Below are 23,874 nucleotides of genomic sequence, written 5' to 3'. Positions count from 1 at the left end.
CCGGTGTCCCACGAAGCGGACACGTGCGTAACCCCGCTGTGACACCCTTCGTTGTGGACGTCACACCCGGCTTCGTAGGGAGCGCGGTCGGGTCGGCTACTACCGGGAGTGAACCCCTTATGTCCGTCAAGCGTTTCGGTCGCTGGCAGCGAGCGACGGCCCTCGTGCCCCTCGCCGTCCTCTCGACCGCATGGACCGCGAGCCTGGCGGGTGTGGGAGCCCCCGTCACGGTCTCCGCGGAGACCCCGGTGGCCGAGTCGCTGCCGGACGGCACCTCGGTACCGACCGAGGCCATCCAGGCGCCCGCCAGCGTCTCGACGGGGTCGACCGGCTCGGTCGCGCCCGGCGTCGAGGGCGACACCACCGAGGTGGTGCGCACAGCGTCGACCAACGCGATCCCGTCGGCCGCGCTCGCGGCGTACCAGCGGGCCGAGACGGTCATCAACTCCGCCGACAAGACCTGCAACCTCACCTGGCAGCTCGTCGCCGCGATCGGCCGCGTCGAGTCCGACCACGGGCGCTTCGGCGGCAACTCCCTCGACGACGAGGGCGTGGCGCGGCCGGGCATCTACGGCATCGCGCTGAACGGCAAGAAGAACACCCAGGCGATCCGCGACACCGACGCCGGGCAGTTCGACAACGACGGCGTCTGGGACCGCGCGGTCGGCCCGATGCAGTTCATCCCCTCGACGTGGTCGGTCGTCGGCGTGGACGCCGACGGCGACTCGCAGCGCAACCCGCAGGACATCGACGACGCGGCGCTCGCCACCGCCGTCTACCTCTGCTCGGGCGGCGACGACCTCTCGACCACCAGCGGCCAGCGGGCCGCGGTCTACCGCTACAACCACTCCAACAGCTACGTCTCGCTCGTGCTCGGCATCATGGACGCCTACCTCGAGGGCGACTTCATGTCGATCCCGAACGGCACCGTGGCCGCCGGCGTGATCGCCCCCTCGCCCACCCCGGTCGACCCGGGCCCGCGCGACGGCGACGGCCCCCGCTCCGGCGGCGGCGAGACCGCGATCCTGCCCCAGGCCGACCCGACCACCGCCCCGACCGAGCCCACCGCGCCCCAGCCCACCCAGGGCCCGGCCACCGGTGGCGACGACGACGGTGGCGGCAAGGACGACGGCGGCAAGGGCGACGGCCCCAAGGGCGGCCTCGGCATCCCGGGCCTCCCGACCCCCTCGCTTCCCCCGCTGCCCTCCACCGGCATCGACCCCGTCGACGGGATCCTGAGCTACGCCCAGGCCGTCATCCAGTGCACGCTCGACGGCTACCTCGACAACATCTTCAAGAAGGACGACCCCTTCGACCAGTGCGTCAAGGGCTACACCAACCCGTAGCCACCCGTCGTCCCGCTCTCGAGGGCCCCATCCGTACGCCGGGTGGGGCCCTCGGTCGTTCCGCTTGGCGCCGGTGACTGTGGATGCCGTCGCGGTAGTCCGTGACGTTCGGCAGGTTCTCGGGTCGCCCTGTGGACAACGTCGGGGTAGTCCGTGACGTTCGGCGGGCGGATCGAGCGAAATACCCTGCGGAACGTCACGGAGTACGCCGACCGCCTCCGCCGACCTGCGAAACGTCACGGACTACCCCGCCACCCACCCGCCGGCTGTGGACAACCAGGGGGCGGGAGGGTCAGCCGGGCGGCAAGCGTCAGGCGCGGAGGAGCCGGGCGGCCTCGGCGGCCCAGTAGGTGAGGACGACGTCGGCACCGGCGCGGCGGATGGAGGTCAGCGACTCGAGGATGGCCGGCTCGCGGTCGATCCAGCCGTTGGCGGCGGCGGCCTCGAGCATGGCGTACTCACCGGAGACGTTGTACGCCGCGACGGGGACGTCGACGGCGTCGCGGACGCGCCGCAGGACGTCGAGGTAGGCCAGGGCGGGCTTGACCATCACCAGGTCGGCGCCCTGGGCGACGTCGAGCAGCGCCTCGCGGACGCCCTCGACCGCGTTGGCCGGGTCCTGCTGGTAGGTGCGCCGGTCCCCGACGAGCGAGGAGTCGACGGCCTCGCGGAAGGGGCCGAAGAAGGCGGAGGCGTACTTCGCGGAGTAGGCAAGGACCGAGACGTCGGTGTGCTCGGCCGCGTCGAGCGCGGCGCGGACGACGGCGACCTGGCCGTCCATCATCCCGCTGGGGCCGACCATGTCGACGCCGGCGTCGGCCTGGGCGAGCGCCATCTCGGCGTACCGCTCCAGCGTGCGGTCGTTGTCGACGCGGCCGTCGGGGGTGAGCAGCCCGCAGTGCCCGTGGTCGGTGAACTCGTCGAGGCAAAGGTCGCTCATCACGGTGAGCGCGTCGCCGACCTCGGCGACCACGTCGGTGATCGCGAGGTTGAGCACGCCCGCCGGGTCGATCGCGCCGGAGCCGGTGGCGTCCTTGGTCTCGGGGATGCCGAAGAGCATGACGCCGCCGAGGCCCAGCTCGGCCGCCTCGGCCACCGCGCCGAGCAGCGAGGAGCGCGAGTGCTGCACGACGCCCGGCATCGAGGAGATCGGCACCGGGGCGTCGATCCCCTCGCGCACGAAGAGCGGCAGCACCAGCTGCCGCGCCTCGAGCGAGGTCTCCGCGACCATCCGCCGCAGCGCCGGCGTCGTGCGCAGGCGCCGCGGTCGGACGACGGGTCGCAGGCCCTTCGCGAGCCCCTCGGCGGCGGCCTCGGTCACCGCGAGGAGGCCTTGGTACGCCGGGCGGACGGCTTGCGCTCCGAGGGGCGCGTGACCGGCTGGCCGGCCTCGAGCATCGCAGCGCGGCGGGCCGCGCCGAAGTCGGCGAGCGCGTCCACGAGCAGCTCGACGTCCGGCTTAGGCGCCATCACGTCGACCCGCAGGCCGTGCTCCTCCGCGGTCTTGGCGGTCTGCGGGCCGATGACCGCGATGACCGTCGAGGGGTGCGGCTTGCCGGCGATGCCGACCAGGTTGCGCACGGTCGAGGAGGAGGTGAAGACGACCGCGTCGAACTTGCCGGTCTTGATCGCGTCGCGCACCGGCGCCGGGGGCGGGGTGGCGCGGACGGTGCGGTACGCCGTCACGTCGTCGCACTCCCAGCCCAGGTCGACCAGGCCGGCGACGAGGTTCTCGGTGGCGATGTCGGCGCGGGGCAGGAAGACGCGGTTGATCGGGTCGAGCACCTCGTCGTACTCCGGCCACACCTCGAGCAGGCCGGCGGCGGACTGCTCACCGGTCGGCACCAGGTCGGCGCGCAGGCCCCAGGCGGCGATGGCCTGGGCGGTCTTGTCGCCGACCGCGGCGATCTTGAGGCCGGAGAAGGCGCGGGCGTCGAGGCCGTACTCCTCGAACTTCTCGCGCACGGCCTTGACCGCGTTGACCGAGGTGAAGGCGATCCACTCGTAGCGGCCCTCGACGAGGCCGCGGACGGCCTTGTCCATCTGCAGCGGGTTGCGCGGCGGCTCGACCGAGATGGTCGGCACCTCCTCGGGCACCGCGCCGTAGCCGCGGGCCCGGGCCGACAGCACGCCGGCCTGGTCCTTGGTGCGCGGCACCAGCAGGCGCCAGCCGAAGAGCGGCTTGGTCTCGAACCACGACAGCGTCTCGCGCAGGTCGACGACGGCGCCGACCACGATGATCGCCGGCGGCGCCATCCGGGCTGCACGGGCGTCGGCGGCGATGTCGGCCAGCGTCGAGCAGACCGTGGACTGCCCGGTGGTGGTGCCGACGCGGGTCATCGCGACCGGCGTCTGCGGGCTGCGGCCGGCGGCGACGAGCGCCTTGGAGATCTCGCCGATCTGGCCGACGGCCGAGAGCAGCACGAGCGTGCGGTCGTCGGCGTACTGCGACCAGTCGACCTTGTCCCCGCAGGTCACGACGGCGACCTCGCGGTGGTCCTTGGTCGTGAGCGGGATGCCGGCGTACGCCGGGACCGCGCTGACCGACGAGACGCCGGGGACGATCTCGAAGCCGATGCACGCCTTCGCACAGGCCTGCGCCTCCTCGGGCCCGGAGGCGTAGAGGAACGGGTCGCCGGTCATCAGGCGGACCACGCGCAGGCCGCGCTTGGCCTGCTTGACGACGACCTTCGCGCGGGCGGCGTGGGTCAGCGGCTGGCCGTCCTCGCCGAAGCCGCCGTCGACGACCTCCGGACCGGCGGCCTCCTCGCCCTCGACCGGCTCGGCGAGGCCGAGGACGGTGCGGACGAGCTCGACGTGCTCGGGCGCCTCGGTGACGACGACGTCGGCCTGGCGGAGCAGCTCCGCGGCACGCACGGTCAGCAGGTCCGGGTCACCGGGCCCGCTGCCGACGAACGACACCCAGCCGGGGGTCGTGGTGGCGGTGGTGGTGTTCTTGCCTCGGGTCATGCGTTGCGCACCTGTTCTGGCTCGAGTTGTGGCTGGTCCTGCGAGTCGTGCTGGTCCTGCTGGTCGAGGTCCCCGGCGCCGTCGGCGAGCATCTCGCCGCCGAGCCGGGTGCCGACGCCGACCGCGTCGGCCGGGGTGCCGGTCGCGGACATCCGCACCGACAGCGCCCCGTCGGGCGAGAGCGCCACGGCCCTCACCCACAGCTCTTCTCCGTCCTCGCCCTCGACGACCTCGGCGAGCGCGCCGATCGGGGCGGTGCAGCCGCCCTCGAGGGTGGCGAGCACGGCCCGCTCGGCGTCCACGGCCGCGCGGGTAGCGGGGTCCTCCAGCACGACCAGCTCCGCGAGGAGCGGGTCGTCGCTGCGGCACTCCACGGCGAGGGCACCCTGCCCGGGGGCGGGCAGCACCTGCAGCGGGTCGAGGACCTCGGTGACCTCGTGCAGCCGGTCGATCCGGGACAGCCCGGCGCGGGCGAGGATGACGGCGTCGTACTCCCCCGAGCGGACCTTGGCGATCCGGGTGTCGACGTTGCCGCGCACCCCGACCAGGTCCAGGCCCAGGCCGAGCGCGGACAGCTGCGCCACGCGGCGCGGCGAGCCGGTGCCGACGCGCGAGCCGACCGGCAGCTCGCCGAGCGTCAGCCCGTCGCGGGCGACGACGACGTCGCGCGGGTCCTCCCGCGTCGGCACGGCCGCCAGCGTGATGCCGGGGGCGGGGTAGGTCGGGATGTCCTTGAGGGAGTGCACCGCGACGTCGACCTCGCCGGCCACCAGAGCGTCGCGCAGCGCGGCGACGAAGACGCCCACGCCGCCGTACTCCGCCAGCGGGATGCCGGAGGCCTGGGTGCGGTCGCCGTCGGTGCGGACCTCGACCAGCTCGACCTCGCGGCCCAGACGCTCGCGGATCATGTCCGCGACGTGGCCGCACTGCGTGGTCGCGAGCAGGGACGCGCGGGTGCCGACCCGGATCGGGGCGCTCACGAGAGCCCCTCGGGCCGGGTGACGGCGGTGACCGCCTCGGGGTCGAGGGCGAAGAGCTCGGCGAGCGCGGCGGCGTACGACACCGCGCCGGTCTCGTTGGCCAGCTCCTTGACCCGCACGGTCGGCTCGTGGAGCAGCTTGTCCGCGACGCGACGCACCGTGTGGAGCACCTCGGTGCGCACGGCGGGGTCGAGGTCGGGCAGCCGGTGGTCGAGGCGGGTCATCTCGGCGTCGACCACGGAGGTCGCCATCGAGCGCAGCGCGACCACCGTCGGGGTGACGCTGGCGCTGCGACGGGCGGCCAGGAACGCGCCGACCTCCTCGGTGACGATCCGGCGGACCTCGAGCACCTCGCGGCCGGCCTCGGACGCGTGCAGCGCCTCGGCCAGCGACGCGAGGTCGACCAGCGTGACGCCCGGCAGGTCGGCGACCGCGGGGTCGACGTCGTGGGGCAGCGCGAGGTCGACGAAAGAGATCGACTTCTGCACCGGGCGGGAGCTGACCATGTCGGCGGTGACGAGGACGCCGGTGGCGCCCGCACAGGTCACGACCAGGTCGGCGTGGGCGAGCTCGACCTCGAGGTCGGCCAGCACCGCGGGCCGGGCGCCGTGCTCGGCGGCGAGCCGCTCGGCGCGCTCGGCGGAGCGGTTGACGACCACGATGTCCTCCGCGCCCAGGCGGGCGACGGTGGCGGTGGCCAGGCCGGCCATCGCACCGGCACCCACGACCACGACGCGCTTGCCGCGCACCGAGCTGCGCAGGTCGGCGGTCGGGTCGAGCTCGTCGTCGGGCGCGGTCGGGTCGCCGCCGACCCGCTCGAGCGCGGCGGTCACCAGCGAGGGGGCCGCCCGGTCGATGCCGGTCTCGGCGCGCGAGCGCTTGCCGACGCGCAGGGCCTGTTGGAAGAGCACGTTCAGCGCGGGGCCGACGGTGCCGAGCTCCTGGCCCAGCCGCAGCGCCTCGCGGGTCTGGCCGAGGATCTGGCCCTCGCCGACGGCCATCGAGTCCAGCCCGGCGGCGACCTGGAAGAGGTGGGAGACGGCGCCGTCGTCGTAGTGCACGTAGAGGTGCGGCAGCATCGCGCCGGTCGTCTCGCCCGCGCGGTCGACGAGCAGGGTGGAGAGCTCCTCGACCGAGCCGTGGAAGCGGTCGACGTCGGCGTACAGCTCGAGGCGGTTGCAGGTCGCGATGACCGTCGCCTCGTTGACGTGCGCGCAGGTCGACGCGTCGTGCACGAGCTTGGGCACCTCGTCGCGCGTCATGGCGAGCCGCTCGAGCAGCGCGACCGGCGCGGTGTTGTGCGAGATGCCGACGACCAAGACGCTCATGCGAGCTCCCCCTGGGCCTTGCGCTGCTCGTGGTAGGCGAGGACCTGCAGCTCGACGGAGAGGTCGACCTTGCGCACGTCGACCCCGGCCGGCACCGAGAGGACACCGGCGGCGAAGTTCAGGATGCTGGTGATGCCGCACGCCACCATCCGGTCGGCGACGGCCTGCGCGGCGACCGCCGGGGTCGCGATGACCCCGATCGCGACGCCGTGCTCGGCCACGATCGACTCGAGGTCGACGAACGGCCGCACCTGGATCCCCGCCACCATCTCGCCGTGGCGGGCGGGGTCCGCGTCGAGCAGCGCGACCGTGCGGAAGCCGCGGCTGCGGAAGCCAGAGTAGTTGGCGAGCGCGTGCCCGAGGTTGCCGATGCCGACGATGACGACCGGCCAGTCCTGGGTCACGCCGATCTCGCGCGCGATCTGGTAGCGCAGGTAGTCGACGTCGTAGCCGACCCCGCGGGTGCCGTAGGACCCCAGGTAGGACAGGTCCTTGCGCAGCTTGGCGCTGTTGACGCCGGCCGCGGCCGCGAGCGCCTCGCTCGAGCAGGTGCCGGTGCCCGCCTCCGAGAGCGTCGTCAGCGCACGGAGGTAGACGGGCAGTCGCGCGACCGTCGCCTCGGGGATGTCCCGGGCACTCTCGGTCGAAGTCCGTGCAGTCACGAGCAGCTCTTCCCAGCCATGCCGCAGCGGGGGCCGTTCCGGGCCCGGATTCGCTCAGCGGCTCCGCCACTGTAGGAGTTTGTGAACGGGAGAACAAAACGGACGGGAGCCGTTGCGCCCGTTGGCCTAGCACATGTGAGAAGCCCAACAGAGCCGGGGGTCCCGCAGCTCTGACATGTCCTGCTCAGGGACGGGTGAGCGCCGCGCGCAGGCGGGCCTCGTCGACCCGCCAGAAGGTGTGCTGGCGACCGTCGACGAGCACCACCGGGATCTCCTCGGCGTACCGCTCGCGCAGCGCCGGGTCGTCGAGGATCGACTCCTCCACCCAGCCGACGCCGAGGTCGTCGCAGACCCGCTCGACCACCGCGCGGGCGTCGTCGCACAGGTGGCAGCCGGGCTTGCCGTAGAGGGTGACCCGCGGCCCGCCGCCGTCACCCCCGTCTGCTCCGTCGCCTCGGTCGCCCGGTCCGTCCTGGCGCTTCCGCCGGAGCCTCACTCGATCAGGCCCGTGGCGCGGCGTCGCTCGAGCTGGCGCAGCCGCCCCTTCTGCACCTTGCCGGTCACCGTCAGCGGCAGCTCGGGGACGACCTCCACCCGCGCCGGACGCTTGTACGCCGCCAGGTGGGTCGCGCAGCGCTCGACCGCGGCCGCCTCGACCGTCACGGGGTCGGCGCCCGCCGCGGCGACGACGTACGCGACGACCGCCTCGCCGGTCAGCTCGTCGGGCACCCCGATGACGGCGGCCTCGGCGACGCCGGCCACCTCGGCGAGGACGTCCTCGACCTCGACGGGGAACACGTTGAAGCCGGAGACGATGACCAGCTCCTTGACCCGGTCGACCAGCGTGAGGTCGCCGGCCTCGTCGAGGAAGCCGACGTCGCCGGTGCTCCACCAGCCGTCGGCGTCCGGGCCGTCGGCGCCGTCGGGCCAGTAGCCGCTGAACAGGTTGGCGCCGCGCACCTGCACCTCGCCCGGGTCGCCCTCGGGCGGGAGCTCGCGGCCGGTCGCGTCGACCAGGCGCACCTCGATGCCGGGCAGCGGGGCGCCGACCGAGCCGCGCGTCGGCGTACCAGTCGAGCAGAGCGTGCTGGTGACGACCGGTGCCGCCTCGGTCAGGCCGTAGCCCTGGTGGACCGGCACCCCGGTCAGCGCGGTGAACTCCTCGACCAGCTCCGGGGCAACCGGGGCGGAGCCGGAGAGCACCACCCGCACCGGCCCGAGCCGCTCGGCTAGCCCCTCGACGCCGCGCCAGTGGGCGAAGACCGGCGGGGCGACCGGCACGACGCTGCACGCCTCGTCCTCGACGAGGTCGAGGGTGCCCTCGGGCTCGAAGCGGTCGACGAGCACCAGCTTCGCCCGGTGCCGCAGCACCCCGCCGAGCACCGCGTTGAGGCCGTAGACGTGGAAGAGCGGCAGCACGCCGAGCACGACGTCGTCGCCGTGGATCATCGGCGGCTCGACGGAGGCGACCTGGTCGATGTTGGCCAGCAGGGCGCGGTGGGTGAGCATCGCGGCGCGCGGCAGGCCCGACGTGCCGCTGGTGTAGAGCAGCACGGCGAGCTTGTCGGGGTCCTGCAGCGGCGGGACCGGCCGCGCCCGGTCGGCGCGCAGCTGGTCGTAGGACCGCTCCCCCGGCAGGAGCGTCGTGCCGACGACCACGACGCGCGGGGCGGGCTGCTCGGCCGCCGGCCCGAGCGCGGCCACCGCGGCGCGCACGGCGGTCACGGTGTCGGGGTCGGCCACGACCATCCGGGCGCCGCAGTCGCCGAGCACGCGGGCGAGCTCGGTGGGGGTGGAGCGTGGGTTCACGGGGACGGCGACGGCCTGCGCGCGCAGCACCCCGAGGTACGTCGTCACGAACTCCAGCCGGTTGCCGAGCACCATCAGCACCCGGGTTCCGGCGACGACCCCGGCGGCCCCGAGCCCGGTGGCGACCCGGCCGACCTCGTCCTCGAGCCCGGCCCAGGTCGCGCTGCGGCCGCCGGCCTCGACCAGCGCGAGCTTGGCGGGGTTCTCCTGCGCGGCCACCGCCACCAGGTCGGCCAGGTCGGCCGGTCGGGACGGGGCGGGCATGGCCGGATCCTTCCACATCCGGCGCGCCGCCACGGCCGCCTGCGGACCCTCCTGCGCCGGTCTACGCTGACGGCGTGACCCCGCCGGAGCGTCCCCGCCTGCCGCTGGACCTGCGCCAGCGCTCCGCGCTCGCCGGGGAGGCGGCGGCCTCGGCCGCGGAGGTCGAGCGGGCGCTGCACCACCCCTCGGACCCCGCCGCGGCGGCGTTCTTCGACGTCGACAACACCGTCATGCAGGGCGCGAGCATCTTCCACCTCGCCCGGGGGCTGCACCGCCGCCACTTCTTCACCAGCCGCGAGATCCTCGGCGCAGCCTGGAAGCAGGCCTACTTCCGCGTCGTCGGCGTCGAGGACCCCGAGCACGTCGCCGAGGCACGCAACTCCGCCCTCAGCTTCATCGCCGGGCACACGGTGACCGAGCTCGAGGAGCTCGGCGAGGAGATCTTCGACGAGGCCATGGCCCACCGGATCTGGCCCGGCACCCGCGCCCAGGCCCAGCTCCACCTCGACGAGGGCCAGCGGGTCTGGCTGGTGACCGCCGCCCCGATCGAGATCGCGTCGATCATCGCTCGCCGGCTCGGCCTCACCGGGGCGATGGGCACCGTCGCGGAGCACGTCGACGGCGTCTACACCGGCCGCCTGGTGGGCGACATGCTCCACGGACCGGCCAAGGCCGAGGCCGTCAAGGCCCTCGCCGCCCGCGAGGGGCTCGACCTCGCCCGCTGCTCGGCGTACTCCGACTCCTACAACGACCTCCCGATGCTCGAGCTGGTCGGCGACCCGTGCGCGATCAACCCCGACGCGCGCCTGCGCTCGCACGCGCGGCAGCAGGGGTGGCGGGTGCGCGACTACCGCACCGGCCGCAAGGCCGCCCGCGCCGGGCTGCTGCTGGGGGCCGTCACCGGCGCCGCCACCGGCACCGTCGCGGCCGGGGTCGCGCTGCGCGGCCGCCGACGCTGAGGCCCTCCGCGCACCGTCCGGTCCAGACCTGTTCTGGACGGTTTCGTTCCCACGGGACCGTGACCGGGCCTACCATCGAGGCGGCTCGGGAGGAGCCGATGGTCGGGAGGGGTTGTCCACATGCCGTGGGACGGTGCTGATGTCGCGCGCGGGCTCGCCGCCCTGCGCCACGACGTCGCGACCCTCCTCCTCGGCGGCGTGGCCCTCCAGACGGCCGGCGGAGCGCAGCTGCTGCTGACCGAGGCGATCGCCGACGACGGCACCGCGCCCACCCCCGCGCCGCCCTCCGGGCCGGGCGGACCGTCGTACGACGACGGCGCGCTGGCCACCTCCTCGGAGGAGTCCGAGGCCGACCGCACCCGGCTGATCGCGCTGGTCGAGCTGGCCCGCGGCGGCGACGCCGACGCGTTCGGGCTGCTCTACGACCACTACCAGGGCTCGGTCTACCGCTTCCTCTTCTACCGGACCCGCTCCGCGCCGCTGGCCGAGGACCTCACCTCCGAGACCTTCTTCCGCGCGCTGCGGTCGATGCAGAACTTCCGCTGGCAGGGCAAGGACTTCGGCGCCTGGCTGATGACCATCGCCCGCAACCTCGCCACCGACCACTTCAAGGCCGGCCGCACCCGCCTGGAGATGACCACCGAGGACATGGGCCAGCACGACGACGCCACCGAGGGCCCCGAGGCCGCGGTGCTCGCCGGCCTCACCAACGAGATCCTGCTGCAGGCCCTCACCGAGCTGCCCGTCGAGCAGCGCGACTGCCTGGTCATGCGCTTCCTGCAGGGGATGAGCATCGCCGAGACCGCGGCGGTGCTGGGACGCAGCGACGGGGCGGTCAAGCAGCTGCAGCTGCGCGGCGTCCGCAACCTCGCCAAGCTGATGCCGGAGGGGATCCGTGGCTGACTCCGGTGCCCTCCTCCGCAGGTCCGCAGACCGTGACGTCCACCGCGTCACGATCCGCGTAACCTCGCTCCTCGACCCGTCGTTGAGCCGGGTGTCCGCGCAGTGTGGCGTGGGCACGACCGAGACGACAGGACTGATCCGATGAGCCCCGTGTTCACGGCGCGACGCCGCGCCGAGGAGTTCAACTCCCTGGTCGAGGGCACCTCGACCCGCGAGCTGCACGACACGCGGACCGTCGAGCTCGCCGAGCTCGTGGGCGCGATGCGCTCCACCGCGCCCGTCGAGGCGCGGCCGGCCTTCGTCGCCGACCTGCGCGAGCGCCTGATGGCCGAGGCGGCCACCGCGCTCGTGCCCGCCGCGACGAGCACCCGCGACGACACCGAGGCCCGGCTGACGCTGGCGCCGCGACGTACGACGCGGGACCGGCGGATCGCCGCCGCCGTCGGTGGCCTGGCGATCGTCGGCGCGACCACCTCGATGGCGGTCGCGTCCCAGTCCGCGCTGCCCGGCGACACGCTCTACCCGCTCAAGCGGGCCATCGAGAACGCCCAGACCGGCATCAGCGTCAGCGACAACCAGAAGGGCTCGACCCTGCTGGCCAACGCGCAGGGCCGGCTCGAGGAGGTCGAGCGGCTCAGCCGCGCCGAGGCCGCCCGTGACGACGCCGCCGCGGCGACCATCGCCAGCACGCTCGCGTCGTTCACCGAGCAGGCCAGCGCCGCCTCCGAGCTGCTGATCAGCGACTACGAGGACAACGGCCACGCCGAGGCGATCGCCGAGCTGCGCGACTTCACCGGCTCGAGCATGGACGCGCTCGCCGAACTCGAGCAGCAGCTGCCCGACGGGGCCCGCGCGGCGCTCATCCAGGCCGCCCAGCTGCTCACCACGATCGACGCCCAGGCAGCCGCGCTGTGCACCGTCTGCGGCGGCGAGGGCATCTCGGTCATCCCGCCGTTCGCCGTCAAGGCCGTCGAGGACGTCCTCGGTGGCCTGGTCGGCGCGCTGACCACGCCCGCCGGCGCCCAGCCCGCCTCCGACGCCCGCGGCGAGACCCGCAACGGCGGCGGCAAGCAGCAGGGCGGCCAGGGCACGTCCCCCCACCAGGGCGGCCAGGCCCTCCCCACCGACACGCCGACCCTCCCGCCCGTCCTCGGCGGCGCCGACGAGGGACCGGCGTCCACACCGTCCGCCCAGCCGTCCACCCTCGGCGGCGTCATCGGCAACCTGCTCGGCGGCGGGAACAACGGCAACGGCGGCAAGGGCGGATCCGGTGGCACCGCCACCTCCACGCCCACCACCCTCCCCGAGGTCATCGAGGACGTCCTCGGTGGCGTCGGCGACCTGGTCGGCAGCCTGCTCCAGCCGCCGAACGGCACCAAGGCCCCCTGAGCCCCACTACCTCGGCCTCGGCTGGTTGAGGAGGTTCCGCCAGGAACCGTCTCGAGACCGTTGAGGGCCACTCGACCTGCACCGGCAGGTTTCGAGACAGGCCGTGCCGGCCTTCCTCAACCAGCCGGCCGACGGCGGCACCAGGACGGCGGCGTGGCGCCGGCCGCGCAGCGGCACCAGGACGGCGGCGTGGCGCCGGCCGCGCAGCGGCACGGAGCGAAGCTCCGTAGCGACACGCCCGTCCCAAACAACTCAGCGGAAGACGGACTGCCGCTGCATGAGCAGCGTGTAGAGCGACTGCTGGATCGACTCGCGTACCTGGTCGGTGACGTTGAAGACCAGCATCGGGTCGTCGGCGGCGCCGGCGTCGTACTCGTCGGTGCGGACCGGCTCGCCGAACTCCAGCAGCCACTTCGAGGGCAGCGGGAGGAGGCCGAGCGGGCCGAGCAGCGGGAAGAACGGCGTAATCGGGACGTACGGCAGGCCGAGCAGCCGGGCGAGCGAGGGGATGTTGCCGACGAGCGGGTAGATCTCCTCGGCGCCCACGACCGACAGCGGGACGATCGGCACGCCGGTGCGGATGGCGGCGGAGACGAAGCCGCCGCGACCGAAGCGCTGGAGCTTGTAGCGGTCGGAGTAGGGCTTGCCGATCCCCTTGAACCCCTCGGGCCACACCCCCACGAGCTCGCCGCCGCGCAGCATCCGCTCGGCGTCCTCGTTGCAGGCGAGGGTGGCGCCGCCCTTGCGGGCCAGGGTGCTGAGCAGCGGGGTGCGGAAGACCAGGTCGGCGCCGAGCGGGCGGAGGTAGCGGCCGGTGTGGTCGTGGATGGAGACCATCGTCATCAGGCCGTCGACGGGGACCGTGCCGGAGTGGTTGGAGACGACGAGCGCGCCGCCGTCGGCGGGGATGTTCTCGATCCCGCGGACCTCGATGCGGAACCACTTCTCCGCGACCGGGCGCAGCGCGGCCATGAAGAACCGCTGGGTGACCTCCTCGTCGAAGCCGTACTCGTCGACGACGTAGTCGCCGGTCACCCGGCGGCGCAGGAAGGCCAGCAGGCGGGCCAGCTGCGGCTCCCACTGGTCACCGAAGACCTCGCGGGCGGCGTGCTGGAAGGCGGCGAGCCAGTCGGAGAGGGGTACGCCGCGGGCGTCGCGCTCCTCGGTGGTGACCGGCGGGCGGGGAGCCGGCGCCGGGCCAGGCTCGACCGGCTGGACACCGGTCGCGGGTGCCGCAGCGGGCACCTCGGGGGTCGGTTCGCCGAGGGTCTCGTCCTTCTCGGTGGCCGTGGGGCGCGCCCGGCGGCCGGCGGCGAGGTCGCGGGCGGCCGACGACGGCTGCTTGCCGGTGCCGCGGCCGGGTCGGCCGCGCGTGCCGATCGGGATGATCTCGGCGTCACCCATGGTCGGCCCCCTCCGGGTCTGCGGTCGCGGGTCGGGCCGGGTGCGGCACCACGGACGCGGGCGCGGCCGGCAGCGGCCGGGCGGCGCCCCGCTCGAGCTGCTCCTCGACGGCGGCGAGCACGCGGTCGGCGTGGCCACCGGTCGGCGGGAGCGAGCGGCCGAAGTCGGCGAACGCCTCCGCGGTCGTGTAGGCCGGCTCGAAGCCGAGCACCGCGCGCATCCGGGTGGTGTCGACGCCGCGGCCGTAGGTGAGGAACGCCAGCTGTTCGGGTGAGAAGTCCGCGACCCGGGCGCGGCGCAGCACCGACCCGAGGCCGCCGACCGCAGGGGCGGGCATGGCCACGGTCGCACGGCGCAGGCGGCGTACGGCCTGGGAGAGCATGAGGACCCCGTCGCCGGCGACGTTGAACGTGCCGGGGACGTCCTCGACCGTGGCGTGGCGCAGCACGGCGAGCAGGTCGTCCTCGTGGAGGAACTGCAGGCGCGGGTCGTGGCCGACGACGGTCGGGATGACCGGGAGCCGGAAGTAGGAGGTGATCGGGCTGCTGACGTGCGGGCCGATCACGTTCGCGCAGCGCAGCTGCGTGACCCGGACGTCGGAGCGGCGGCGCGCGAACCCGCGCACGTAGCCCTCGATCTCCGCGACGTCCTTGGCGTAGCCGCTGCGCGGTGCGCGCCGGGGCTCCATGTCCTCGGTGAACATCGCGGGGTCGCGGTTGCTGGCGCCGTACACCGTCGTCGTCGACTTCACGACCAGGTGCTGGACGCTCGTCGCCTTCTGGCACGCAGCGAGCAGCTGCATGGTGCCGATGACGTTGAGCTCCTTCATCGTCCCCCGCCCGCCGGCACTGGCGGGGGTGGCGATGACGCTCATGTGGACGACGGTGTCGACGTCCTCCTTGGCGATCACCTTGGCGATCACCGGGTTGCGGATGTCGGCCCGCACGAAGGAGACGTCGCCGAGGTCCCCCCGCGGGGGGACCACGTCGACGCCGATGACGCGTCCGACGGAGGGCTCAGCGGCGAGCGAGCGCGCGAATCGTCGACCGAGGTCACGCGAGACCCCGGTGACGAGCACGACCCGGCCGCTGGTCACCACACCGCCGCGCGCAGGCCTACTTGCCGAGCTTGCGACGCTGGACGCGCGTCTTCTTCAGCAGCTTGCGGTGCTTCTTCTTGGCCATGCGCTTGCGCCGCTTCTTGATGACAGAACCCACGGGATACCTTTCGACAGCTGTGCGCCACCTCGGGAGTCGCCCGAGGGACCGGCACAGCCTACTGGCCGCTCCGAACTGCGCAGAATCGGTGCCGAGGCGTGGGCCCGCGGGGCCGCTGGACCGCCGCGCGGAGTCAGCCGGCGTCGTAGAAGCTGCGCCGGATGTACTCGTCCGCGTCCTCCTGGCGCACGCGGAAGGACCGGCCGACGCGCACGGCGGCGAGGTCGCCGTTGTGGACGAGCCGGTAGACGGTCATCTTCGAGACCCGCATCATCGCCGCGACCTCGGCGACGGTGAGGAAATTCGCGTCGGAGATGTCTCCGGGCGGGTTGGCAGCCATGGCGCACCGTGCTTTCTCTGCGCCCGCCACTGGCTTCCCCACCGGTGATCACACGGGCGCGCTGTCGGTGAGAATAGGGGCAGGTGTGACTGGTGGGGAAGGGTTGGCGGAAAAAACTTCTGCCAGACCGGCGTGTCCGCTTGCGCGGACCTACGGCATCGGGTCCAGGCCGTGCCACGGGAAGACCGCCACCCGGGTCGCGTGGATCGCCCGGTCCAGCCAGGTGTCGGGGTCGTAGCCGTCGCGCCAGTCGCGGTAGGCGGGGGTCCGTCCGTCGGTCATGAGGTACGGCGCGGTGCGGTCCAGCCGCTCGCGCACGTGCTCGCGCCACCCGCCGGGCGTGGCCAGCTGCGGGTCGAGCGGTGCACCACCGACGATCGCGAGCAGGTGGGTCCACGCCCGCGGCACGACCTCGACCAGCGCGTAGCCGCCGCCGCCGGTCGCGACCCACCGGCCGCCGGCGACCTCGTGCGCGAGCTCGTGCAGGGCGAGGTACGCCGCCCGCTGGCCGTCGACGCTGAGCATCAGGTGGGCCAGCGGGTCCTGGGCGTGGGAGTCGCAGCCGTGCTGGGTCACCAGCACCTCAGGATCGAACTCACGCAGCAGCGGCGGGACGACCGCGTGGAAGGCCCGCAGCCAGCCGGCGTCCGACGTGCCGGGCGGCAGCGCGACGTTGACCGCCATGCCCTGCGCCTCGGGGCCGCCGATCTCGTCGGCGAAGCCGGTGCCGGGGAAGAGCATCTGGCCGGTCTCGTGCAGCGAGATGGTCAGCACCCGCGGGTCGTCCCAGAAGACCTTCTCCACGCCGTCGCCGTGGTGGACGTCGACGTCGACGTAGGCCACCCGCTGCGCGCCGCTGTCGAGCAGGTGCTGGATGCCGATGGCGACGTCGTTGTAGATGCAGAAGCCGCTCGCACGGTCGGGCATGGCGTGGTGCAGCCCTCCGGTGATGTTCGCGGCGTGCAGCACCTCCCCCGCCCAGACCTGGCGGAAGGCCTCCACGCTCGCCCCGACCACGTGCGCCGACGCACGGTGCATGTCGCGGAAGACCGGGTTGTCCTCGGTGCCGAGCCCGTGCAGCTCGTCGGGCTCGGCCGTGCGGCCGGCCCGCTCGACGGCCTCGATCATCTGCGGCTGGTGGACCGTGGCGATCAGGTCGTCGCTGGCCATCGGAGCCGCGCAGGTGCGCAGGCCGCTCGTCGAGGTCGGGCCGACCACACCGAGCTCGGTCGCCAGCCGCATGGTCAGGTCGACCCGCAGCGGCGACATCGGGTGGGACGGCCCGAAGTCGTAGCCCGCCAGCGTCTGGTCGAAGACCACGGTCGACGGCCCTGCACAGCTCGGCATGGGCGCGACGCTACTCGGCCGTGGCGCCATCGCCCCCGCGCTGTCCGAGCACCGACGGCGCGTCACCGAGGGCCTGCCTGCGCAGCACCCCCGGCCGCGACCGTCTTGAACGTGTTCAAAACTTCGCGTACGGTCCCCCTGTCGGTTTTGAACACGTTCAACGAAGGAGCTCCCATGGACTGGACCGTCGGCACCTACGCCGCCTACCTGCTGATCGCCGTGCCACTCACGATCTGGGTGGCGAGCACGCTCTCGCGCAACGGCAGGCTGTTCCTGCAGGACGTCTACGCCGGCAACGACGACCTCGCGGGGGCGGTCAACCGGCTGCTCGTCGTCGGCTTCTACCTGCTCAACCTGGGGTTCGTGAGCCTGTACCTCCGGGTGGGCGGCGAGGTGCCGGACCTGCGCGGCATGGTCGAGGAGCTCAGCGTGAAGGTCGGCGTGGTCGCCGTCGTGCTCGGCGTCGTCCACTTCGTCAACGTCTACGTCTTCAACGCGATCCGCCGGCGCCACCGCCTCGAGGAGCTGCGCCGGCCGCCGCTCGAGCCGCAGTCCTACGTCGCCGCGCCGTACCCGGCCCCGTGACCAGCGCCGTCAGCGGCCCCGTCGCCGGCCTGACCGTGCTGTACGACGCCGGGTGCCCGCTGTGCTCGCGGTTCCGCGACTGGCTGGCCGACCAGGCGCTGCTCGTGCGGCTGGACCTGGTGCCGGCGGGCTCGGCGGAGGCGCGGCGTCGGTTCCCGCGGCTCGACCACGGGCGCACGCTGCGCGAGGTGACCGTGGTCAGGGACGACGGCGCGGTGTGGACCGGGGAGCACGCCTGGGTGATGTGCCTGTGGGCGACGGCCCGCCACCGGGCGAGCGCCGAGCGGCTGGCGCGGCCGCAGTGGCTGCCGCTGGCCCGCGGAGCCGCGTGCAGCGCGGCCGGCCTGCGACACCTGCTCGGGTCGACCGGCCGCCCGGGCCTCCCGGGCCTCCCCGGCGGGCCGGGCGGGCCGGAGAGCACCGGGGAGGTGACGGGTGCTGACTACCCTGGGCGCTGTGCCGGACCCTGCTCCCCGATCGCCCAAGGCTGAGCAGACCCGCACCGCGATCGCCGAGGCGGCGATGCGGCTGTTCCGCGCCGAGGGCTACGACCGCACGACGATGCGCGCGATCGCCCGCGAGGCGGGGGTCTCGGTCGGCAACGCCTACTACTACTTCGGCTCCAAGGAGCACCTGGTCCAGGCGTTCTACGACCGGATGCAGGTCGAGCACGCCGCGGCCGCGGAGCGGGTGCTGGCCGAGGAGCGGACCTTCGAGGCGCGGCTGCGCGGGGTGCTGCTCGCGTGGCTGGACGTGGCGCGGCCGCACCACGCGTTCGCGGGGCAGTTCTTCCGCAACGCCGCGGACCCGGCGAGCCCGCTGTCGCCGTTCAGCCCGGAGTCCGCACCGGCGCGCGAGGCCAGCGTCGCGGTCTTCGAGCAGGTCGTGGCCGGCTCGGACCTCAAGGTCGCGGCGGGGCTGCGCCGCGAGCTGCCGGAGCTGCTGTGGCTGGCCCAGATGGGCGTGGTGCTGTTCTGGGTCTACGACACCAGCCCGGACCAGCAGCGCAGCCGGGTGCTCGTCGAGCGGGTCGTCCCCGTCGTCGACCGGCTGGCGCGCCTGTCCCGGCTGCCGGTGGTCCGCGGCGTCGTCGACGACGTGGTGGGGCTGGTCGGCGCGCTGCGCGCTCCCTGACCGTCGGGCCTCAGCCGCGGACGAACCCCGCCACGACCCGGCCCAGCTCGCGGCCGGCGTCCTCCTGGAGGAAGTGGCCGGCCCGCTCGAGGACCGGGTGGTCGAGGCCGGCGGCGCCGGGCACGGTCTCCCGCAGGACGGGCGCCATCGCGCCGGTGATCGGGTCGGAGTCTGAGAACGCGACCAGGAACGGCCGGTCCCAGCGGCGCAGCACCTCCCACGCGGCCCGGTTGGCCTCGGTGGCCGGGTCGTCGGGACGGGTCGGGACCAGCGTCGGCATGACGCGCGGGCCGACCTTGGCGGCCTCGTCGGGGAACGGCGCGTCGTACGCCGCCCGCACGGCGTCGTCGAGGCCGCGCACGCACCCCGACGCCACGAGCCGGCCGACGTCGAGCACCTCGGCCCGCTCCACGGCGTGGCGGAAGGCCCACCAGACCTCCGGCATGTCGACGTCGCCGGTCGGCAGGCCGGTGTTGGCGGCGACCACGCGCGCAAACCGGTCGGGGTGCTCGGCGACGAGCCGCAGGCCGATCAGCCCGCCCCAGTCCTGGCCGACCAGCGTGACGTCGGTGAGGCCGAGGTGGTCCAGGGCGAGCGCGCGCACCCAGGCGACGTGCCGGGCGAAGGAGTGGTCCTCGGGCCGGGTCGGCTTGTCGCTGCGGCCGAAGCCGACCAGGTCGGGCACGACCGCCCGCAGGCCGGCCGCCACGAGCTCGGCGACGACGTGGCGGTAGAGGAACGACCAGGTCGGCTCGCCGTGCAGCAGCAGGACGACCGGGGCGTCGGCGGGGCCGGCGTCGACGTACGCCATCCGCAGCGTGGCGCCCTCGGGGCCGTCGGGGTCGGGCACCTCGGCGTACGCCGGTTCCCACGCGACGTCGGGCAGGTCGGCGAAGCGCTCGTCGGGGGTCCGGTAGGTCTCCATCAGCGGTGCTGCCTCCTGCTGCCGCCGTGCCAGTCCTCCTCGACGACCTCCGGGGCCGCGGCCGCGGGCTCGACGCCGAAGGAGCGCAGCTGCGGTCGCTCGCGCAGGCTGCGCTTGAGCTCGGCGAAGCCCGGGAACGACGCGAGCCCGACGACGTGGTCCCACAGCCGGGCGGCGTCCTCGGGTGCGGGCAGGCGGCTGATGACCGGTCCGAAGAACCCGGGCCCGTCGGCCACGGCGATGATCGGCGTGCCCACGTCCTTGCCGGTGATCGCCAGCGCCTCGTCAGTCTCGGCCTGCAGCTGCGCGTCGCGCCCGGCGTCGTCGAGCGCGCCCACCAGCGCGGCCGGGAGGCCGACCTCCTCGAGCACCGGCTCGAGGAACGCCGCCGTGCCGCGGACCTCGCGGTCGGTCGGCTCGGCGTCGTGGATGCGGCGCCCCAGCGCCTCGTACAGCCGGGCCACCGCGTCGGGGCCGTGGTCGTCGCGGACCTGCGCGCAGACCCGCAGCAGCCGCAGCCCGGCGGTGTGCCCGGCCTCGTAGTCCGGCGGGAACTGCGCGTCGTAGTCGACGTCCTTGTTGAGCAGGCGCAGCGAGATGAACCGCCACTCGACCGCGAGGTCGCGCTGGCGCTGCACCTCCCGGACCCACTCGCTGGTCAGCCACGCGAACGGGCAGACGGGGTCGAACCAGAACCGGACGTCGGCGGTCATGCCCCGAGCATGTCAGGGCCCTGTCAGGACCCCGGGCGGGTCAGGACCCCTCGGCCAGCTCCCGCGACCGGTCGCGGGCGGCCTCCATGGCGGCGAGGAACGCCGCACGGACCTTGTGCACCTCGAGCTCGCGCAGCGCGGCGGCGGTGGTGCCGGCCGGCGAGGTGACCTGCTCGCGCAGCACCGCGGGGTGGGTGCCGGTCTCGCGCAGCATCTTGCCCGAGCCGACGAGGGTCTGGATCGTCAGGTCCGTGGCCGTCGCGCGGGGCAGGCCGAGGTGCACGCCGGCCTCGATCATCGACTCGACGACGAAGAAGAGGTACGCCGGCCCGGAGCCGCTGATGGCCGTCACCGCGTCCTGCTGGCGCTCGGGGATGCGCAGCACCCGGCCGACGGAGCCCATGAGCGACTCGACCTCGGCCAGGTCGGCCTCGGAGCAGTGCGAGCCCGGCGAGATCGCCGCCATCCCCTCGTCGACCAGCGCGGGGGTGTTCGGCATGACCCGGACGACCGCGACGCCGTCGGGCACGCGGGCCTCGATGTACGCCGTGGTGATGCCGGCGGCCAGCGAGACGACGAGCTGACCGGCCCGCAGCACGGGGGCGACCTCCGCCAGCACGTCGCCCATGTCCTGCGGCTTGACGACGAGCACGACCGTGTCGGCCCTGGCGGCCGCGTCGACGTTGGGCACGACGGCGACGCCGTACCGCTCCTCGAGCTCGCGGGCGCGCTCGGCGCGCTTCTCGCCGACGAGGAGGTCGTCGACCCGGCGGCCGGCGCGGACCAGGCCGGACAGCAGGGTCTCCCCCATGACGCCGGCACCGAGGATCGCGGTCTGCGACACGGGCTGCTCCTGACTTCTCGAGGTGCTACTTCTTGGAGATCAACGAACGCAGGAAGAATGTCAGGTTCTGCGGACGCTCGGCGAGGCGGCGGACCAGGTAGCCGTACCACTGCTCGCCGTAGGGCACGTAGACCCGCACGGTCTCCCCGCTCGCGGCCAGCCGCCGCTGCTCGTCGGGGCGGATGCCGAAGAGCATCTGGAACTCGTAGGTGCCCTGCTCGCGGCCGTAGCGGCTGGCCAGCGACGAGGCGATCTCGACCATCCGCGGGTCGTGGGTGGCGATCATCGGGTAGCCCTGGCCGGCGAGCAGGATCTTCAGGCAGCGCACGTAGGCCGTGTCGACGTCGAGCCGCGACTGGTAGGCGACCTCCTCGGGCTCGTCGTAGGCGCCCTTGCACAGTCGCACCCGCGAGCCCTCGTGGGCCAGCTCGCGGCAGTCGGCCTCGGTGCGGTGGAGGTAGGCCTGGAGGACGGCGCCGGTCTCGGGGAAGTCCTTGCGCAGGTCGCGCAGCACGGCCAGCGTCGCGTCGGTGGTGGTGTGGTCCTCCATGTCGAGGGTGACCGTGGTGCCGGCGTTGCGGGCGGCCCGGCAGATCGCGCGGGCGTTCTCCAGCGCCACCCGCGGCCCGCTGCCCCGCTCCGAGGCGGGCAGCGCGAGGCCGATCGCGGTCAGCTTCACCGACACCTCCGCGTGGCGGGCCAGCCCGCGCGCGGAGAGCTGGCCGAGCAGCTCGACGTAGGCCCGCACGGTCGCGTCGGCCTGCGCGAGGTCGGTCGTGTCCTCGCCGAGGAAGTCGAGGGTGACCCGCAGCCCCTCGTCGACCAGCTCGCTGGCCGAGTCGACCGCTGCCTGCGTCGACTCCCCCGGCACGTAGCTGCGCACGATCCCGCTGGAGACCGGCAGGGTGCTGACGAGCTCGCGGACGGCTGCGCTGCGGGAGAGCGCGAGGAGCGGCTGGCGGAGCAACGACATGGTGTGGAGGTTACGTCGCGGGCCCCGCGAGGTGGCGGCGCGCGAACTCCAGCGACTCGCGCAGGTCGGCCTCCCGCTCGGCGCGCGTGGTGCAGCGGCGGGTGTTGATCTCGAGCACCACCTCGCCGGCGAAGCCCGCCCCGACCAGGTGCCGCAGGAAGCCGGCGGCGTCGACCGAGCCCCGGCCGGGCACGAGGTGCTCGTCCTTGGCCGAGCCGGTCCCGTCGGTGAGGTGCACGTGGCGCAGCCGGGGCCCGAGCCGCTCGGCCATCGCGACCGGGTCGTCGTGGGCGATCGCGGCGTGGGAGAGGTCGATGACGGTGTTGGCGTAGGGCTCGGCCGACGGGTCGCGCCCCGGCAGGTACATCTCCACCCCGCGGCGCTGGCTGGCCCGCCAGGGATACATGTTCTCGACCGCGAACGCGATGCCCGTGGACTCCTCCAGCGCCGCGATGCCGTCGACGAAGCCGGCGGCGTACTCCTTCTGCCAGCGGAAGGGCGGGTGCACGACGACCACCTCGGCGCCGACCTCGTGGGCCATGTCGGCCGAGCGCTGGAGCTTGGCCCACGGCTCGGTGCCCCAGACCCGCTGGGTGAAGAGCAGCGTGGGCGCGTGGATCGCGGAGACGGGCACGCCGTGGTGCTCGGAGAGCCGCCGGACCATCGCGGGCTGCTGGCTGACCTTGTCCAGGGCGACCATCACCTCGACGGCGTCGTAGCCGAGGGTGCCGGCCCAGTCGAAGGCGTGCGCGACCGACTCGGGGAAGACCGAGGAGGTGGACAGGCCGATCCGCGGGGTGGTCACGGGCCGTCCAGGACGCTCATCCGGTCCAGGCGCTCGAGGATGAGGCCCTCGCGCAGCGCCCAGGGGCAGACCTCGAGCTCGGCCAGGCCGAAGATGTCCATGCACGCCTCGGCGACCAGGGCGCCGGCGAGCACCTGGTGGGTGCGGCTCGCGGAGACACCGGGCAGGGCGGCCAGCGCCTCGTGGTCCATCGCGGCGATCTTCGGCAGCCAGGTGCGGAGCGTGTCGAGCGGGAGGGTGCGCGGGACGAGCGGGCCCTCGGCCGACGGCGCCGCGCCGCAGATGCGGGCCAGCGAGCGGAACGTCTTGGAGGTCGCGGCCGCCCGGTCGGGCCGGCCGGCGCGCAGCAGCTGGCCCGCGTCGCGGGCGATCTCGGCGCGGGCCTGCTTGCGCAGCGCGCGGACCGACGCGTCGTCGACCGGACCGGCCGGCAGCCACGTGCGGGCCAGGCGCGCCGCGCCCAGCGGCAGCGACCAGGCCACGTCGGGCGCCTCGTCGGGCCCGGCCGCGATCTCCAGCGACCCGCCGCCGATGTCGAAGACCGCCAGCCGCCCCGCCGACCAGCCGAACCAGCGGCGCACCGCCAGGAACGTCAGCCGCGCCTCGGCCTCCCCCGGCAGCACGCCGATCGCGACCCCGGTGCGCTCGCGCACGTGGTCGAGCACCGCGTCGGAGTTGGTCGCGTCGCGCACCGCGGAGGTCGCGAACGGCAGCAGGTCCTCGCAGCCCTGCTCCTCGGCCACCACCAGCGCTTCGGCGGTGAACGCCGCCAGCGCCTCGATGCCGGCCGGCGTGACCGCCCCCGCCTCGTCCAGGTGCTCGGCCAGGCGCAGCGGCCGCTTGAACGACGACGCCGGCAGCGGGGCCGCGCCGCCGTGGGCGTCGACCACCAGCAGGTGGCCGGTGTTGGACCCGATGTCCAGGACGCCCAGACGCATGGCGCTCAACCTAGCGCCGCGGACCAGGGCCGGTGGCCC

At 74.1% G+C, this 23,874-nt stretch carries 25 protein-coding genes; 7 read left to right on the top strand and 18 right to left on the bottom strand.

The window, feature by feature from the left end:
• The first annotated feature begins 212 nt into the window (after positions 1–212).
• A complete protein-coding gene (locus tag QWY29_RS00225) occupies positions 213–1,346 on the top strand; it encodes a lytic transglycosylase domain-containing protein (protein ID WP_300958597.1) in 1,134 nt (377 codons plus the stop codon).
• A 310-nt stretch (positions 1,347–1,656) separates the two neighbouring features.
• On the opposite strand, the gene hemB is transcribed toward QWY29_RS00225, so the two are convergent.
• From hemB to QWY29_RS00190, 7 genes are all read right to left on the bottom strand, one after another.
• Positions 1,657–2,667 carry a porphobilinogen synthase gene (hemB, locus tag QWY29_RS00220; protein WP_300958596.1) on the bottom strand — a complete coding sequence of 337 codons (1,011 nt, stop codon included), beginning with the start codon at positions 2,665–2,667 and terminating at the stop codon, positions 1,657–1,659.
• Positions 2,664–4,316 (bottom strand): bifunctional uroporphyrinogen-III C-methyltransferase/uroporphyrinogen-III synthase, encoded by a 1,653-nt coding sequence (locus tag QWY29_RS00215; protein WP_300958594.1) that lies wholly within the window; start codon positions 4,314–4,316, stop codon positions 2,664–2,666. Before QWY29_RS00215 ends, hemB begins: the two co-directional genes overlap by 4 nt.
• Positions 4,313–5,296: a hydroxymethylbilane synthase gene (hemC, locus tag QWY29_RS00210; protein ID WP_300958592.1), complete on the bottom strand. Its 984-nt coding sequence runs from the start codon at positions 5,294–5,296 to the stop codon at positions 4,313–4,315. Before hemC ends, QWY29_RS00215 begins: the two co-directional genes overlap by 4 nt.
• Complete coding sequence (locus QWY29_RS00205) at positions 5,293–6,624, bottom strand: glutamyl-tRNA reductase (RefSeq protein ID WP_300958590.1); 1,332 nt, start codon at positions 6,622–6,624, stop codon at positions 5,293–5,295. The genes hemC and QWY29_RS00205 overlap by 4 nt, the downstream gene beginning before the upstream one ends.
• The gene (locus QWY29_RS00200; RefSeq protein WP_300958589.1) at positions 6,621–7,286 is read right to left on the bottom strand and encodes a redox-sensing transcriptional repressor Rex; all 666 of its coding nucleotides are present in this window, start codon (positions 7,284–7,286) and stop codon (positions 6,621–6,623) included. The genes QWY29_RS00205 and QWY29_RS00200 overlap by 4 nt, the downstream gene beginning before the upstream one ends.
• A 184-nt stretch (positions 7,287–7,470) precedes the next feature.
• On the bottom strand, positions 7,471–7,782 hold the full coding sequence (locus tag QWY29_RS00195; protein WP_336621817.1) for a glutaredoxin family protein: 312 nt from the start codon (positions 7,780–7,782) through the stop codon (positions 7,471–7,473).
• Positions 7,779–9,359 carry a class I adenylate-forming enzyme family protein gene (locus tag QWY29_RS00190; RefSeq protein WP_300958588.1) on the bottom strand — a complete coding sequence of 527 codons (1,581 nt, stop codon included), beginning with the start codon at positions 9,357–9,359 and terminating at the stop codon, positions 7,779–7,781. The genes QWY29_RS00195 and QWY29_RS00190 overlap by 4 nt, the downstream gene beginning before the upstream one ends.
• A gap of 74 nt (positions 9,360–9,433) precedes the next feature.
• Here QWY29_RS00190 and QWY29_RS00185 point away from each other — a divergent pair, with 74 nt between their 5' ends.
• The 3 genes from QWY29_RS00185 (at position 9,434) to QWY29_RS00175 (ending at position 12,610) form a co-directional block, all read left to right on the top strand.
• A complete protein-coding gene (locus QWY29_RS00185) occupies positions 9,434–10,318 on the top strand; it encodes an HAD family hydrolase (protein WP_300958587.1) in 885 nt (294 codons plus the stop codon).
• 120 nt (positions 10,319–10,438) lie between these two features.
• Positions 10,439–11,221, top strand: coding sequence for a sigma-70 family RNA polymerase sigma factor (locus QWY29_RS00180; protein WP_300958586.1), 783 nt, complete (start codon positions 10,439–10,441; stop codon positions 11,219–11,221).
• A 141-nt stretch (positions 11,222–11,362) separates the two neighbouring features.
• Positions 11,363–12,610: a DUF5667 domain-containing protein gene (locus QWY29_RS00175; RefSeq protein ID WP_300958585.1), complete on the top strand. Its 1,248-nt coding sequence runs from the start codon at positions 11,363–11,365 to the stop codon at positions 12,608–12,610.
• A 252-nt stretch (positions 12,611–12,862) separates the two neighbouring features.
• Here QWY29_RS00175 and QWY29_RS00170 read toward each other — a convergent pair whose 3' ends face one another.
• The 5 genes from QWY29_RS00170 to QWY29_RS00150 form a co-directional block, all read right to left on the bottom strand.
• Positions 12,863–14,014 (bottom strand): lysophospholipid acyltransferase family protein, encoded by a 1,152-nt coding sequence (locus QWY29_RS00170; RefSeq protein ID WP_300958584.1) that lies wholly within the window; start codon positions 14,012–14,014, stop codon positions 12,863–12,865.
• Positions 14,007–15,113 carry an NAD-dependent epimerase/dehydratase family protein gene (locus tag QWY29_RS00165; RefSeq protein ID WP_300958583.1) on the bottom strand — a complete coding sequence of 369 codons (1,107 nt, stop codon included), beginning with the start codon at positions 15,111–15,113 and terminating at the stop codon, positions 14,007–14,009. The genes QWY29_RS00170 and QWY29_RS00165 overlap by 8 nt, the downstream gene beginning before the upstream one ends.
• Before the next feature lie 16 nt (positions 15,114–15,129).
• Complete coding sequence (locus QWY29_RS00160) at positions 15,130–15,231, bottom strand: 30S ribosomal protein bS22 (protein WP_008356322.1); 102 nt, start codon at positions 15,229–15,231, stop codon at positions 15,130–15,132.
• 133 nt (positions 15,232–15,364) lie between these two features.
• Positions 15,365–15,571 (bottom strand): helix-turn-helix domain-containing protein, encoded by a 207-nt coding sequence (locus QWY29_RS00155; RefSeq protein WP_300958582.1) that lies wholly within the window; start codon positions 15,569–15,571, stop codon positions 15,365–15,367.
• Positions 15,572–15,721: 150 nt separating this feature from the next.
• The gene (locus tag QWY29_RS00150) at positions 15,722–16,918 is read right to left on the bottom strand and encodes an acetoin utilization protein AcuC (RefSeq protein ID WP_300958580.1); all 1,197 of its coding nucleotides are present in this window, start codon (positions 16,916–16,918) and stop codon (positions 15,722–15,724) included.
• Positions 16,919–17,092: 174 nt separating this feature from the next.
• Here QWY29_RS00150 and QWY29_RS00145 point away from each other — a divergent pair, with 174 nt between their 5' ends.
• From QWY29_RS00145 to QWY29_RS00135, 3 genes are read left to right on the top strand one after another with little or no spacing between them, the layout of a single operon-like run.
• Entirely contained in the window at positions 17,093–17,503 is a 411-nt protein-coding gene (locus QWY29_RS00145) for a hypothetical protein (protein ID WP_300958578.1), read from the top strand.
• Positions 17,500–17,994: a thiol-disulfide oxidoreductase DCC family protein gene (locus QWY29_RS00140; RefSeq protein ID WP_300958577.1), complete on the top strand. Its 495-nt coding sequence runs from the start codon at positions 17,500–17,502 to the stop codon at positions 17,992–17,994. Before QWY29_RS00145 ends, QWY29_RS00140 begins: the two co-directional genes overlap by 4 nt.
• Positions 17,960–18,637 (top strand): TetR/AcrR family transcriptional regulator, encoded by a 678-nt coding sequence (locus QWY29_RS00135; RefSeq protein ID WP_300958575.1) that lies wholly within the window; start codon positions 17,960–17,962, stop codon positions 18,635–18,637. The genes QWY29_RS00140 and QWY29_RS00135 overlap by 35 nt, the downstream gene beginning before the upstream one ends.
• Positions 18,638–18,647: 10 nt before the next feature.
• Here the strand turns inward: QWY29_RS00135 and QWY29_RS00130 are convergent, their stop codons facing one another.
• Genes QWY29_RS00130 through QWY29_RS00105 form a run of 6 tightly spaced genes read right to left on the bottom strand, consistent with a single transcriptional unit; the run spans position 18,648 to position 23,835 of the window.
• Positions 18,648–19,562, bottom strand: coding sequence for a haloalkane dehalogenase (locus QWY29_RS00130; protein WP_300958574.1), 915 nt, complete (start codon positions 19,560–19,562; stop codon positions 18,648–18,650).
• Positions 19,562–20,275, bottom strand: coding sequence for a mycothiol-dependent nitroreductase Rv2466c family protein (locus QWY29_RS00125; protein WP_300958573.1), 714 nt, complete (start codon positions 20,273–20,275; stop codon positions 19,562–19,564). Before QWY29_RS00125 ends, QWY29_RS00130 begins: the two co-directional genes overlap by 1 nt.
• A 40-nt stretch (positions 20,276–20,315) precedes the next feature.
• Positions 20,316–21,119, bottom strand: coding sequence for a pyrroline-5-carboxylate reductase (gene proC, locus QWY29_RS00120; RefSeq protein WP_439117365.1), 804 nt, complete (start codon positions 21,117–21,119; stop codon positions 20,316–20,318).
• 25 nt (positions 21,120–21,144) lie between these two features.
• Complete coding sequence (locus QWY29_RS00115) at positions 21,145–22,092, bottom strand: proline dehydrogenase family protein (RefSeq protein WP_439117364.1); 948 nt, start codon at positions 22,090–22,092, stop codon at positions 21,145–21,147.
• Positions 22,093–22,102: 10 nt separating this feature from the next.
• A complete protein-coding gene (locus QWY29_RS00110) occupies positions 22,103–22,897 on the bottom strand; it encodes a sugar phosphate isomerase/epimerase family protein (protein WP_300958572.1) in 795 nt (264 codons plus the stop codon).
• Entirely contained in the window at positions 22,894–23,835 is a 942-nt protein-coding gene (locus QWY29_RS00105) for a Ppx/GppA family phosphatase (protein WP_300958571.1), read from the bottom strand. The genes QWY29_RS00110 and QWY29_RS00105 overlap by 4 nt, the downstream gene beginning before the upstream one ends.
• Positions 23,836–23,874 lie beyond the last annotated feature (39 nt).

The sequence above is a fragment of the Nocardioides abyssi genome (assembly GCF_030412915.1).
GTDB lineage: Bacteria > Actinomycetota > Actinomycetes > Propionibacteriales > Nocardioidaceae > Nocardioides > Nocardioides abyssi.
The sequence above is the reverse complement of the archived record's forward strand: the minus strand, read 5'-3'. Positions and strand labels throughout refer to the sequence as shown.

Excerpts from the sequence above, each read along its gene's own strand:
- QWY29_RS00215 (WP_300958594.1), bottom strand. The coding sequence starts at position 4,316 with ATGACCCGAGGCAAGAACACCACCACCGCCACCACGACCCCCGGCTGG.
- QWY29_RS00205 (WP_300958590.1), bottom strand. The coding sequence starts at position 6,624 with ATGAGCGTCTTGGTCGTCGGCATCTCGCACAACACCGCGCCGGTCGCG.
- QWY29_RS00190 (WP_300958588.1), bottom strand. The coding sequence starts at position 9,359 with ATGCCCGCCCCGTCCCGACCGGCCGACCTGGCCGACCTGGTGGCGGTG.
- QWY29_RS00180 (WP_300958586.1), top strand. The coding sequence starts at position 10,439 with ATGCCGTGGGACGGTGCTGATGTCGCGCGCGGGCTCGCCGCCCTGCGC.
- QWY29_RS00175 (WP_300958585.1), top strand. The coding sequence starts at position 11,363 with ATGAGCCCCGTGTTCACGGCGCGACGCCGCGCCGAGGAGTTCAACTCC.
- QWY29_RS00170 (WP_300958584.1), bottom strand. The coding sequence starts at position 14,014 with ATGGGTGACGCCGAGATCATCCCGATCGGCACGCGCGGCCGACCCGGC.
- QWY29_RS00155 (WP_300958582.1), bottom strand. The coding sequence starts at position 15,571 with ATGGCTGCCAACCCGCCCGGAGACATCTCCGACGCGAATTTCCTCACC.
- QWY29_RS00150 (WP_300958580.1), bottom strand. The coding sequence starts at position 16,918 with ATGCCGAGCTGTGCAGGGCCGTCGACCGTGGTCTTCGACCAGACGCTG.
- QWY29_RS00145 (WP_300958578.1), top strand. The coding sequence starts at position 17,093 with ATGGACTGGACCGTCGGCACCTACGCCGCCTACCTGCTGATCGCCGTG.
- QWY29_RS00130 (WP_300958574.1), bottom strand. The coding sequence starts at position 19,562 with ATGGAGACCTACCGGACCCCCGACGAGCGCTTCGCCGACCTGCCCGAC.
- QWY29_RS00125 (WP_300958573.1), bottom strand. The coding sequence starts at position 20,275 with ATGACCGCCGACGTCCGGTTCTGGTTCGACCCCGTCTGCCCGTTCGCG.
- QWY29_RS00115 (WP_439117364.1), bottom strand. The coding sequence starts at position 22,092 with ATGTCGTTGCTCCGCCAGCCGCTCCTCGCGCTCTCCCGCAGCGCAGCC.
- QWY29_RS00105 (WP_300958571.1), bottom strand. The coding sequence starts at position 23,835 with ATGCGTCTGGGCGTCCTGGACATCGGGTCCAACACCGGCCACCTGCTG.